At 67.1% G+C, this 11,657-nt stretch carries 12 protein-coding genes; 7 read left to right on the forward strand and 5 right to left on the reverse strand.

Translation table 11 applies throughout. The features are described from left to right. A partial coding sequence (locus tag AB0878_RS48985) for an amidase family protein (RefSeq protein ID WP_366590484.1) occupies positions 1-296 on the forward strand: 296 nt, incomplete at its 5' end. Positions 297-780: 484 nt separating this feature from the next. On the opposite strand, the gene AB0878_RS48990 is transcribed toward AB0878_RS48985, so the two are convergent. Continuing rightward, positions 781-1,707, reverse strand: a complete 927-nt coding sequence (locus AB0878_RS48990) for a 2-dehydropantoate 2-reductase (protein ID WP_366590487.1) — start codon at positions 1,705-1,707, stop codon at positions 781-783. A gap of 549 nt (positions 1,708-2,256) precedes the next feature. On the opposite strand from AB0878_RS48990, the gene AB0878_RS48995 reads away from it, so the two are divergent. The 4 genes from AB0878_RS48995 to cynS all read left to right on the forward strand — a co-directional run bounded on the left by AB0878_RS48995 (position 2,257) and on the right by cynS (position 5,871). Further along, positions 2,257-3,186: an NmrA family NAD(P)-binding protein gene (locus AB0878_RS48995; protein ID WP_366590490.1), complete on the forward strand. Its 930-nt coding sequence runs from the start codon at positions 2,257-2,259 to the stop codon at positions 3,184-3,186. 808 nt (positions 3,187-3,994) lie between these two features. Beyond that, entirely contained in the window at positions 3,995-4,597 is a 603-nt protein-coding gene (locus tag AB0878_RS49000; protein ID WP_366590493.1) for a TetR family transcriptional regulator C-terminal domain-containing protein, read from the forward strand. Positions 4,598-4,702: 105 nt separating this feature from the next. Continuing rightward, positions 4,703-5,404 (forward strand): isochorismatase family protein, encoded by a 702-nt coding sequence (locus AB0878_RS49005; protein ID WP_366590496.1) that lies wholly within the window; start codon positions 4,703-4,705, stop codon positions 5,402-5,404. Beyond that, positions 5,401-5,871: a cyanase gene (gene cynS / locus AB0878_RS49010; RefSeq protein WP_366590499.1), complete on the forward strand. Its 471-nt coding sequence runs from the start codon at positions 5,401-5,403 to the stop codon at positions 5,869-5,871. The genes AB0878_RS49005 and cynS overlap by 4 nt, the downstream gene beginning before the upstream one ends. Before the next feature lie 307 nt (positions 5,872-6,178). On the opposite strand, the gene AB0878_RS49015 is transcribed toward cynS, so the two are convergent. From AB0878_RS49015 to AB0878_RS49030, 4 genes are all read right to left on the reverse strand, one after another. Continuing rightward, positions 6,179-6,898 (reverse strand): SDR family oxidoreductase, encoded by a 720-nt coding sequence (locus AB0878_RS49015; protein WP_366590502.1) that lies wholly within the window; start codon positions 6,896-6,898, stop codon positions 6,179-6,181. 180 nt (positions 6,899-7,078) lie between these two features. Continuing rightward, positions 7,079-7,492 (reverse strand): nuclear transport factor 2 family protein, encoded by a 414-nt coding sequence (locus AB0878_RS49020; RefSeq protein ID WP_366590505.1) that lies wholly within the window; start codon positions 7,490-7,492, stop codon positions 7,079-7,081. Positions 7,493-7,617: 125 nt separating this feature from the next. After that, entirely contained in the window at positions 7,618-7,965 is a 348-nt protein-coding gene (locus AB0878_RS49025; RefSeq protein WP_366590507.1) for a hypothetical protein, read from the reverse strand. Positions 7,966-8,768: 803 nt separating this feature from the next. Further along, on the reverse strand, positions 8,769-9,542 hold the full coding sequence (locus AB0878_RS49030; protein ID WP_366590510.1) for a site-specific integrase: 774 nt from the start codon (positions 9,540-9,542) through the stop codon (positions 8,769-8,771). On the opposite strand from AB0878_RS49030, the gene AB0878_RS49035 reads away from it, so the two are divergent. Then, entirely contained in the window at positions 9,438-10,424 is a 987-nt protein-coding gene (locus AB0878_RS49035; RefSeq protein ID WP_366590513.1) for a hypothetical protein, read from the forward strand. The two genes, AB0878_RS49030 and AB0878_RS49035, sit on opposite strands and share 105 nt — an antisense overlap. A 326-nt stretch (positions 10,425-10,750) precedes the next feature. After that, positions 10,751-11,086, forward strand: coding sequence for a hypothetical protein (locus tag AB0878_RS49040; protein ID WP_366590516.1), 336 nt, complete (start codon positions 10,751-10,753; stop codon positions 11,084-11,086). The last annotated feature ends 571 nt before the right edge of the window (positions 11,087-11,657 follow it).

The raw sequence follows: 11,657 nt of genomic DNA on the forward strand, positions 1-11,657 counted from the left end.
TCCAGCAGTACGACGCATTGCTGCTCCCGGTGACCACCGCCCCCGCGCAGAAGCGCGGAGCCACGGAGCTCACCCTCGACGGGAAGACGCTCAGCGTCTTCCACGTCATGTCCACGACGGTTCCCTTCAACCTGACCGGGCTTCCCGCCCTGTCCATGCGTTTCGGGACGACCACCGAGGGCCTGCCGATCGGCGTGCAGCTGGCGGCCTCCTGGTACGCGGAGTCGACGATCCTGCACCTCGCCTCGGTGCTGGAGGCACTGAGCCCGGTCCGCGGACTGCACCCCACTCTCTGACGTTCCAGGCGCACGCCGGGCGCTTCGATGGGAGCAGACCACTTCCCTCGATGCGCCCGGCTACGTCCGGCCGAAGTCGAAGCGGATCTATCTCCGACTTCGCCGGTTTCGACCGCTACGTCGACTCGACCACATGACGCTCGAACGCCACAGTTGGGCATTCAGTGGCTGAATGGCGCGCGATCACGACGCCCCGTGCCGGCGCCGGCAACACCTCTCCGGCACAACGACCCGGCTGCCGCTCGGCGGCGCCACGCCAGGCAGCTTTCAACTGCCCGCCCGCTTTTGTCAGCAAATCCACCGGGTCGGTGCTACGTCTACCCGGTGCACGTCACGGCCGCATTGGCACGAAACATTCGCCCCCGGGATCCATGCGTCGCAACCGACTCATATACCGGGCAGCGAAAACGTCTCAGCTCCGGTCTTCGATGTGGTTTGTTCGAGACGCGCCGCGCCGCACCGCGTCCGGTTGGCGTTGTGCCGATCAGGCGGCCGAGACGCGATTCTGGTGCACCCGCAGGTTGATGGTCGCCAGTTTCAGCAGCGGGGTGTCGACGCCGAGCTTCTCGCCGCGCAGCACGAGGTCGGCGAAGACATGTTCGACCTCGGTGGGGAGGCCGCGGGAGAGGTCGCGGTAGAAGGAGGGCGCGAAGGCCGAGTCGTTCGCCGTGAGCAGCCCCCTGGTGGTCGCGAACTCCCAACTGGTCATCGGATGGCCGGCTGCAGCGGACACTGCCGCCGCTTCGGACAGGACCGTCGTCGCGAAGTCCGCACCGCCGGGGACGGTGGCGATTTCGCCGATGTTGCCGTGCATCAGAGTGGTGACCGCACCGGCCGAGGCGATGAACACCCATTTGTGCCACATCTCCGTGACGATCCGGTCGGATGTCGCGAAAGCGAAGCCGGCGGAGCCGAAGTCGTCCGCGAGCGCGGCCAGCCGGGGCGTCTGCTCGCCCGTCTGCTCACCGACCACCATGTCCGCGAGCGGCGCGAGCTGGCGGATGTCCCCATGCTCGTCGACGAACGTGACGACCTTGACCACACCGCCCAGTACCGAATCTGCTCCGAATCGGTCGTTGAGGACATCGAGGTGGGCCATGCCGTTCAGGAAGGGGATGATCCCCACCTCCGGCCCCACCGCTGGGGCGAAATCCTCTATTGCTGCCGGTAGCGCGTCGGCCTTGACCGAGAGCAATACCGCGTCGTACGCGTCGGAGAGCTCCCCCGCGACGAGCAATTCGGGGCGCAGCATCTCTGTGTGCTGGGCGCTTACGATGCGTAGGCCTCGCTCACGCAGGACCTCACGACGCGGGGGCCGAACCAGGAAAGCTACCTCGTTGCCTGCCTGCAAGAGTCGCGCTCCGAAGTAGGCGCCCGTTCCCCCTGCGCCGACAACCAACACCCGAGCCATGCTGAAACCTCCGAGAATTCAACGCGCGCACCACAGGCAGCACTTGGACAGTCTATCGTCGCTGACTTTTAATACGCAAGCCAGAGGCTTCCCCTGCCCTTCGCAGCACTGGTCGCGTGCGAGCGGTGACCTTCGTCGCGACGATCGACCCGAGGGTGACCGGCCTCCGCAGCGCCGGTGGAAGTCGACGACTCTCGCACACTCGGGCCCGAATCGGTGGCAGCGAACATCACCAACCGCGCCAGGTGATCGTGTCCGGTCAGAGCTGTGCTCGGATTCAAGCGTCTCACCTGCCGTACTCGAGCGCGGTGCCAGAGGCGGGACGGTCGACTTTGTGGATCACCTCGAGCAGTAACTCGATGGCCGCTGGCGGATCACGCGGCGGGGGGCCGAGATCATCGCTACCCGGCGGAGGAGGGCGTACTGCACGAAGCCGGCTTCTCTACCGGCGCCGCCCATTGATCAACATAAGGTTGCCTTTTCCAACTTACTCTGGAACGGTGGTGATCGTTCCCGTAGAGCCGGGAATACCCAGAACGGAGAACAGGGATGAGTTCGGACACGGTCTTGGTCACGGGTGCGACCGGGCGCCACGGGGGCACCGGCGCGCACGTCGCGCGGCGGTTGCTGGAGGACGGGATTCCGGTGCGGGCCCTGGTACGACAGCACGATCAGCGATCCGAGCGGGTGGCCGCACTCGGGGCCGAGGTCGTGGTCGGGGATCTCAACGACTACCGGACCCTGGTGCCCGCGGTGGAAGGCGTGGCGCAGGCGTACCTCACATATCCGGTCGACGCGGGAATCGTGCAGGCGGCAGCGAACTACGCGCAAGCGGTGCGCGAGACGGGCACGAAGCCGCGCACGGTGGTGATGTCGATGGGGCCATCCACACGGACCCACCCGAGCCACCTGGGGCGCGCCCAGTGGCTGGCCGAGGAAGTTCTGCAGTGGGCCGGGCTGGACGTGACGATCCTGCGGATGGCGGCAGTGTTCCACGAAAACCTGCCGTTGTTGTCGGCACAGTCGGTGCGCCACGAGGGCGTGATCCGCAACTGTTTCGGCGAGAAGCCTGTCAGCTGGCTGAACGCGCTCGACGCCGCGGAGTTCTGCGTCGCGGCCTTGCGGCACCCGGAGCGGTTCGCCGACGCGCCCGTCCATTACCTGCCGGGCCCGGAGTTCAGCGACTTCCATGAGGTCGCCGCGGTGTTCAGCGCCGTCCTCGGCCGTCCGGTCCGCTTCGAGGCGGTCAGCCGGGAGGCGTGGGAGAAGGAACTGCTCGGCCTGGCCGCCTTGCCGCAGGCCGGCCTGCTCAAGGCCGACATGTCGCGCCACATCGCAGCGTGCGGGTACGCCGTCGCCCAAGGAATGGAGCGCGGCAACACGAAGTACACCGACACCAACGCGTTCCAGCGCATCACGGGGCGCGAACCCACCATGCTGCACGCTTATCTCACCGAGAACGTCGAGATATTCAGCTGACCGGCCCGCAATCGGGTTCGCGGCGCCCAACGGGTTTCGCGCACGGCGAAGCAGGCGGACAGACCGGCCGCGGGGCAGTGAGCGGTGCCCGCACGATTGGGGCAGCGCGCTCGGTTTCGACTGGGCGCGCCGCCACGCCGAGCGGGGTGCGGCACGTCGTCAACACCGAATCGATCGTCCAACCGGGCAATGTCGGAGTGGTATCAGCAGACGCTTTCGAACGACCTCCGAGCAGGGCGAACAGCTGGTCCTGGAGGACAACTTCTTCATCAAGCGGAACCTCCCGCCAGCATCACCCGCACGTTGTCCGCCAAAGAAATGGCGAGGACCGGCCCCTTCTCAAACCCGCGTGCGGCCCTGCGCCCCACGCCGACCCAGGCCTCGCCAAATGCCGCTCGACGGTGAGCCGGCCGAGGTCGCGGAACCGGCAACCAAGTAGGCTGAGTGGCTGTCGAAGTCCACCGTCCGAAACTCTTCGTCAACGCCGAGCCGGATGCCAGCCATCCGCATCGGACGCTGTCGCTCACGTTCGTCATGACATCCTTCGGTCGACGGCCAGCATCAATCGTGCGTCAGCCGCAATGGGCTTGGAGCACCTGCCCAACCAGGCCGGCCACGCAGCGGGCGAGGCGAGAAGCGCTGTGGCGATTTACAGCACGGCTCCTCGACCGACGCGCGCTCGCCGGGACGATTCTCTTGCGCCGGCATCACTTTCGCCATGAGGCAGACCGATCCCCCGGGGAGGGCGCGGGTCGCCGAACCACGGCAGGAACCGGGGACAACCAACCGGTCGCTTTACAATGGCGATATGCCCCGTCCTACCAACCCGGCCGTCCGTCTACGCCTGCTCGACGCCGGACTCGCCCTCCTGCACGCCAACGGCTTTCATGGCTCGGGCGTGAAGGAGATCGCCGACACTGCCAGCGTCCCCAAGGGCTCCTTCTACAGCTACTTTCCATCTAAGGAGGAGTTCGCGGTCCAGGTTCTGGAGCACTACTGGGCCTGCATCGACCAGGAGTTCGCGGTGCACCTGCGCGACCACACAGTGCCGCCGCTGCAACGTGTGGAGAACTTCTTCCAGGCCATGACCGAGGACAACCAGAGCCGAAACTTTGCTCTGGGCTGCCTGATCGGCAACCTTGCGCTGGAGATCGCCGACCACAGTGCCGACGCCAGGGCCACCCTCGCCGATGTGATGGATCGGTGGTCCGGTCTACTCGCCGACTGCCTTCGCGAGGCACGCCTGGACACAGCCGACCTGCCCGCGCAGGACCGCGCGGCGGTCATCATCGAGGCTTGGGAAGGTGCCGTCCTGCGCGGACGGATCGAGCAGAGCCGCAGGCCATACGACCGCTTCGCTTCCACAGTCCTCCCCCGACTGCTCGGGCGCAGAGTCGTTGCCGCCAGGTAACAACTGATGTCCTCGTTGTAAACGGTGACGTTCAAGGCTTCATTAATAACCGACCGGTCGCTTATCTTCGGGGTGCAACGTTCTGACGACAGGAGTACGCGCCCCGTGACCAACATCTACGCGGACCCCGAGACACCCGCACTGCCAGCCAGCGACTTCCGGCTCGACCCGAAGCGCGCGGCACTGGTCATCACCGACCCACAGATCGACTTTCTGAGCCCGGAGGGTGTCACCTGGCCGATCTTCGGCCCCAGCATCACCGAGAACGACACTGTCGCGCACATTGGCGAACTGCTCAGCACCGCCAAGGACGTCAGCTTGACTGTCGCGGTCTCGCCACACTATTTCTATCCGTCCGACAGTGCCTGGCAGTTCGGCGGTCCACTGGAGCAGTACATGCACGCCGTCGGGATGTTCGGCCGCTCAGGGCCGCTGACCCTGGACGGTTTCACCGAGTCCGGCGCAGACTTTCTGCCCGCCTTCAAGGACCAGATCCTCGATGGCACCACGGTGCTCGCCTCTCCACACAAGATCGTCGGGTGCGAGTCCAACGATCTGGTGCTGCAGTTGCGCAAGCGCGGCGTGTCCCAGGTGCTGCTCGCGGGGATGGCGGCCAACCTGTGCACCGAGGGCCATCTGCGTGAGTTGCTGGAGCAGGGCTTCGAGGTCGTAGTCGTACGCGACGCAACTGCGGGACCTCGCCTGCCCGAGGGCGATGGCTATCTGGCAGCACTGATCAACTTCCGGTTCTTGGCCAGCGCCGTGTGGGACACTGCCACGGCCGTCCGTGCGCTTACCGGCCGATGAGCGGAGGCAGCAACGACATGCCACCGAGCAGAAGTGAGATCGTCCAGCAGATCATGGCCGCAAAGGTTGGCAATGGCCTGCGTTGGACGGACGTGGCAGAAGCCCTTGAAACCAGTAAGGAGTGGGCTGCTGCTGCGTGCCTCGGCCAGATGACGATGGCCGCCGAACAGGCTGACGCAGCAGTCGAGCTGTTCGGTCTGCCGGCTGAAGCGAGTGCGGTGCTGCAGGTACCGCCGAGCCGGGGCAGCCTCGACCAGGCGGTCCCGTCCGATCCGTTGATCTACCGGTTCTACGAGGTGGTCAGTGTCTACGGCACCACTCTGAAGGAGCTCATCCATGAGGAGTTCGGGGACGGGATCATGAGCGCCATCGACTTCCGCATGAACCTGGAGCGGGAGCCCGACCCAGCGGGCGACCGCGTACGAATCACGATGAGCGGCAAGTTCCTGCCATATCGCACATACTGAGGCGAAGGCAGCCTGTCGGATCTGCTCGCGGGTCGTCCAGTCTGAGGTTCCCCCCCCAGCGGGGGGGAACCTCAGATCGTGATCAACAGCTGAGAGGATCTATTCCGCAGGGTGTTTGACCAGGTTGAACTCGTTCTCCGAGAATCAGCCGGTGGGCTCTGAGAGCCACTTGGCCAGTTGGCGGAAGGTTCCGACGCCCCGTGCGCGCATCTCCGTCAAGACGGCGAGGTGGGCGGTGGGGTCATCGGCGGTGGCGAAGTGGTCTCCGGTCGCTTTCTGGAGGCCAAAGCCGTCGACGTAAACAGGGTCACGCGCCGGCGAGCGCCTCGTATAGCGCCTCCAGATCACCGGACAGTCCCGACTTCAGCATCCTGCTGATGTCGTCAGCGACGACTTCGACCTCCCCCTTCTCAAGACCCTCCAGCGCGGCACGGACGATGTCGGCCGGGTCGGCCTTCGGCACGTCAAGTCCGGCAATCAAGTCGGTGTCGACGAAACCCATGTGCAACGCGGTCACCTGAGTGTTCTGTCCGGCGAGCTGCTGACGCAGAGAGTTGGTGATCGACCAAGCAGCGGACTTCGACGCGCAGTAGGCCGCGGTGTCCGCCATGGCCACCCACGACAAGCCCGACAGCACGTTAAGGACGGCGCCACCGCCATTTCGCGCAAGAATCGGAGCGAAGGTGCGGGTCACGTCCAGCGCACCCAGTGCATTGGTAGTGAATTCGGTCTGGAAGTTGACAAGGTCCCCGTGGAGCGCGTCGGTGTTGGTCGTGATCCCGGCGTTGTTGATCAACAGGGTGACATCTTGAGCCCGCTCGGCGGCGGCAACCACAGACGCATGGTCGGTGACATCGAGCGCGATCGGGGTCACGCCGGCAGCGGTGATCATCTCCGGATTTCGCGCCGTGGCGTAGACCTTCTTCACGCCGGAGTCGAGGAGGGCTTGGGTGAACGCGGCGCCGAGGCCGCGGTTGCTGCCCGTGATCAGCGCGGTCGAGTCAGCGATGGAACCGTTAAGTGACATTATCTACTCCTTCTCGGATTGCCCATTTCCATGCAGCGAAGGCCAGCCGGGCGTTCTCCGCACTCCGCCCGAGACCTCACTGAGGAGAGGGCACCAGAACCGACTGTCACCGTAACCGGCAGTTGAGTCCAGATTCTGTACTCAACTGAAGAGAGTGCTTTTCCAGCGCCCGTCCGGGCGCTAGCTCCGCGCCGCCTTCCGTGATTCCGCGACACGCCGCAATTCAACGATGTCCCACCAGAAGGGTCGGATATCAGTGATCTTGCCGTCCTCGATCCAGAAGAACTCCGCGAGGAGCATGGACCACCGCTTGCCCTCGCCGTCGAGCCCGGTCGGCTCGCACAGCGCGACGACGCGGTTCGGCCCGTCGGCGATGATCTCGTGGTACTCGATCCCGTCGGCGCCCAGTGCGCCGAAGATCTCCAGCCGCGCAGAGTTGGCTGCCTCCCCGGTCCACGAGCCCGGAACCGGGAAGCCGTGCGGCAAGGTCACACGGTAATTCCGGTCCCGCACGTCGAGCAGCGCCTCGAGGTCATCCCGGGCCGCGAGCTCGTAGGCCTTCTGCACGATGGCGCGGTTGCGCTCCTCGAGCATCCTATGCTCACTCATTTCGATCTCCATTCGGTTGTGGCAACGGGCGATACCGGCCGGCGAGTCCATTGTGGACCGACTTCAGCCCACCGCTCGCGGGCGTGCTTCGCCTGTTTTGACGTCCACACTCACCATCGCCAGGTTTCGCGGCCAGGAGCCCTGGGCGCGCCGAACTTCCACAGTTCGCCGGCGTCGGCGACCGACAGCGGCGTTCCCGCTTCGGCGGCGGCCTGGGCGGTCGCTGCGCTCGTTCGCCAAGGAGACACGGGCATGCTTTTCAGCGGAGCACGCATGGCCTCGCCCGCGTTGTTGATCACCACGTCGATCTCTCCGGCCGTGGCGACGGCGGCGTCCACGCTGGACTGGTCGGTCGCGTCGAGCCGAAGCCGCTCGGCGAGGGGCAGGCGGGCGAGGTTCTCCGGGATGCGAGCGGCGCCGATGACGCAGTGGCCGCGCTTGGCCATCTCGAGGGACATGGCACGCCGATGCCCTGGGAGTCGACGGTGATGAGGATCGACGACATCTCGGTGAACTCCTGTTCGCTGAATGCTGTGACGACCCAGGGGCAGAGGACACTCCGCGGCGAGGAAGCGCGTCCCACCGGCCCTCCTGCGCCGGACAGCGCCGCATCGGATCTTGCGTAATGCCGCCGTCCCGATTGGCCGCACCGCTCTCGCGACCCGCGGGAGGCGCGGAACCCCGCGACAAACCTAGACTAGCAGTTATCTATGTCGAGCGACATAATTTCGTCGCAGCGCCGGTGTGATCAATCCGACTGCTGGGTCAGTCGCAGGCTGCGGCGAGCGCGCGGGCAGCCACGCTGCCCAACATCGGCCGCTACGCGCTCCTGGACGACCCCCACGGTGCACGGTTCGCACTGTTGTCGCTGCCAACCAACGAACCCCGGCGGAAGCTGTGGGAGGGCCAGGTGAGCGCGTCGGATTTCGCCGTCTAGTCATAGATTGGAGGGCATCGAGCCACGTGCGGGCACGGCGGCTGGTGCACGGACCTTGACGAACACATGGCCGGCAGGGGCGGTACTAGATTCGGCCAATCTGCCGTCCTCGCTAGCACCTGATCCCCGCGCACGAAACGCAGAGAAGCTCAGTCGGTACGCGTCAGCGCAGCGCGCCCACCGCTTATCCTTCCGCCACCCGGGCCAATCCCTGCGTCGCGACGATAACCGCCGACCCCTGCGTTCGTGGCATGAACCGCAACCGCATAGTCCTCGGCGTCCCACCCAGCGAAGATGGGGCGCGGCGTCTTGATCAGCCGGGGCTCAGGGGCCAGCGGACGATGAGGACGGTGGCCGCGTCCAGTGCTTCCCAGCGATGCGCGATGCGCGATGCCCGGGCCGAACAAGGCGTAGGCGCTGAGCTGCCGCAACTCGACAGCGTCCTCGGCGACGTCGACGCGAAAGGGACCGCGGCGCCGAGAACAACCCGTCGGCCGCCACGTCGGTGAGGCTGCGCCGCAGCGTTTTGGGCACCTTCTGCCGGTACCGGCCTCGTCGCTCACGCCGCACCGGCTCCAACGGGCCCTGATGCGCCAGCACCCGGCCCCCACCCGGCGCACGCTGCATCGGCACCGGGTTCACCAGCGGCCCCAGGTCCGCGTCCAGCCCAAATTCGTAGAAACCGTGCAGTACCGTCAACTGATGGTTGATGGTCCGGGGCGCGTACCCGGCCGCCGGGTTCGGTTTCCCGGTGATCGCGTTGACCGAACCGAGCGCCGGCCGGTTCGGCGACCGCCGCGCGTGGGCAGGATTCGCCGCCACGCGAAGGAACTCGACGAAGCTGCGCACGTGCGCCCGCTCGGCACGCTCCCACGGCACGCCCAGGACGTGGAGAAAGCGAAACCACCGCAGCAGATCGTAGGCGTAGCTGCGCAGCGTCGTCGGGCTCACGTCGCACGCGGCCAGGTCCCGCAACCACCCCTCCGACGGCTCATGCACCGCCGCGGGGAAAACCACCTGCCAGCACGGCGCCCCAGCAACACGGAGCACCCGACCCAATCGAGGCAGCTCCCGCACCACCGGGTCCACCACGCCCACGCCTCCCAGTCCAAACCGCTCGTACGCCGAGATCATCCATGGCGCGACCTGGGCTGGTTCAGTCAACATGGCGGTGCGTGGTGCACGTGCCGGGCGGGGTGCTGCAGTCCCGCACTGGTAGTGACCCGACAGACCGCTTCCCAGGGGTTCTCGAGTCGGCGGCCGCGCTGGGCCGGGCGGTGTTCGACGGCGAGCTGTGCGCCTACCGGCAGGGTCGGCTGGAGTTCGCGGCGCTGGGCTACGGCCCGGCGCCGCGCCGAGGGCATCGCGGTGGTGTACGTGGCGTTCGACCTGCTGGGTGTCCGCGGCCGCGACCTGCCGCTGTGGCCGCTGGCCCGCCGGCGCGAGCGGCTCGCTGCGGTGGTCGGCGCTGGCAACGCCGGCGTGCAGCTGATGGTCTCGACGCTCGACCTCGCCCGGGGGCGGGAGTGGATCAGCGCGGATCAGGCGGCCGTCGGTATCGAGGGGGCCGTCGCGAAGCCGCTGGCCAGCCGGTATCCGCTGCGCGGTGGCCGCGCCGGGTGGGTGAAGGTACGCCACTACGACGACGTCGACGCGCTCGTGCTCGGCGTGACCGGCAGCCCCAGCCGCCCGACGGCGCTGGTGCTCGGCCAGACGGACCGGCGTGGGCGGGTGCGCGCGGTCGGCCTGTCAGGGCCGCTGTCGCGGACGGCCCTCGTGTCGCTGGCCGGTCGGCTGCGGCTCGCCGAGGGCGGGCCGCGGCGGGCGTCCGGGATCCTCGCGGGCCTCCCCGGGGCCGACGACTTCGCGTACTGGCCAGTCGAGCCTGGAGTTGTGGTCGAGGCGAGAGCAGACCGTGCCTTTGAACTGGGCAGATACCGACATCGAGTGTCCGTCGTGCGGGCAAAGCCGGCTCAGTAATCAGGACTGTGGGCGCACTGCTTGAGGCACCGCGGTGCGGCGGCCGATCAGATGCCGGCCGCCGCACCCAAGTGACCTCAGGTGGACGTTGCGTGCGCGGCCCGTCGGTGACGACGGCCTTCAGAATCGCCTCGCGGGCTGAGCGGAACGCAGCCCGCGACGGGTCGTCGGCGCCCAGTGACTCCTCCTGCGCGGCGATGTTCGCCAGTGCCCGCGGGATGGGGCCGGCGAGCAGCACGTCGGTGTGCCGGGCCGCGATCAGCGACCGGTAGGCGCGCCGGTGCGCGTCGACGACCGTGACCATGTTGACCCCCGTAGTCTCGGAGATGCTCTCCACCATCACCTCGACCATTGCGACCAGCACGCCCTCGGTGAACTGGCGCTGGATCTTCGCGTCCTTCAACCAGGCCGCGAGGGTGTTGTGCGAAGGCGTGCGCTTGCAGCGCTTGACCATCTCCGACTGCATCGTGCGCGGGCTGTGCGCGGAGAAGTCGAGCAGCATCCGCAAGTGCGCCAGCAGCGCTTCTTCGGTATCGACGTACTGCAACTGCTCGACAGCCACTTCCCACAGGTCGCGCGGCGGAAGCGAGTCACCGATCCACCGCACCTTGGCCGGTGACACCGCGGGGCCCGCGACACCATCGACGGCCTTGACCGCCTGATGGGCCACGTTGTACAAGTGCCAGGTGGTACGGCGGACCTGCCGCGTCGCCTCGATGAGGTCCAGCACGGCGCCGTAGACCGACTGGTCAAGTAGAACTCCCGACGTCGTGTCCCACGCCTTGCTCAGCAGCTCGGGCTGGTCAGCGAAGCGAGCGAGCGCCGGGCTGGTCAGCAACTTCCACAGGTGGTCGTCGGGGCTGAACTCGTGCAAGTGCTGGTGTAGCCCACGCACCCGCGCGGCGGCGTACTCGTGCGAACCCAGCCGGCGCTCCGGGCGCGGAACGACGCGCTGGTTCTGGCCGAAGGACAGCAACGCCTCGCTCGTGGGGTCCGCGTGGAGCAGCTCGCGGCGGCTTCTGATGAAGCGGACCTTCAGCGAGTCGTCGAAGTTCTCGACCGTCGCAACCATCTGCTGGGCCACGTGAGCCCAGCTACCCGGCTCGAAGGTAGTCATACCGCGACACCCCCGCCCGTGCCGCTGCGTCGCAAGAACACCGCACCGGGCACGCCGGCGCGAGCAGCGCCGCCAGCAGCCGCGTGAGCGTGCGGCTCACGCCGGGCCGGTCGATC

It is taken from the genome of Amycolatopsis sp. NPDC047767, from assembly GCF_040704195.1.
Classification (GTDB): domain Bacteria; phylum Actinomycetota; class Actinomycetes; order Mycobacteriales; family Pseudonocardiaceae; genus Amycolatopsis.

What these genes read in the sequence shown, in the direction of transcription:
- AB0878_RS48990 (WP_366590487.1), bottom strand. Translation starts at nt 1,707, where the DNA reads ATGGCTCGGGTGTTGGTTGTCGGCGCAGGGGGAACGGGCGCCTACTTC.
- AB0878_RS48995 (WP_366590490.1), top strand. Translation starts at nt 2,257, where the DNA reads ATGAGTTCGGACACGGTCTTGGTCACGGGTGCGACCGGGCGCCACGGG.
- AB0878_RS49000 (WP_366590493.1), top strand. Translation starts at nt 3,995, where the DNA reads ATGCCCCGTCCTACCAACCCGGCCGTCCGTCTACGCCTGCTCGACGCC.
- cynS (WP_366590499.1), top strand. Translation starts at nt 5,401, where the DNA reads ATGAGCGGAGGCAGCAACGACATGCCACCGAGCAGAAGTGAGATCGTC.
- AB0878_RS49015 (WP_366590502.1), bottom strand. Translation starts at nt 6,898, where the DNA reads ATGTCACTTAACGGTTCCATCGCTGACTCGACCGCGCTGATCACGGGC.
- AB0878_RS49020 (WP_366590505.1), bottom strand. Translation starts at nt 7,492, where the DNA reads ATGCTCGAGGAGCGCAACCGCGCCATCGTGCAGAAGGCCTACGAGCTC.
- AB0878_RS49025 (WP_366590507.1), bottom strand. Translation starts at nt 7,965, where the DNA reads ATGTCCCTCGAGATGGCCAAGCGCGGCCACTGCGTCATCGGCGCCGCT.
- AB0878_RS49035 (WP_366590513.1), top strand. Translation starts at nt 9,438, where the DNA reads ATGCACCGCCGCGGGGAAAACCACCTGCCAGCACGGCGCCCCAGCAAC.
- AB0878_RS49040 (WP_366590516.1), top strand. Translation starts at nt 10,751, where the DNA reads ATGCTCTCCACCATCACCTCGACCATTGCGACCAGCACGCCCTCGGTG.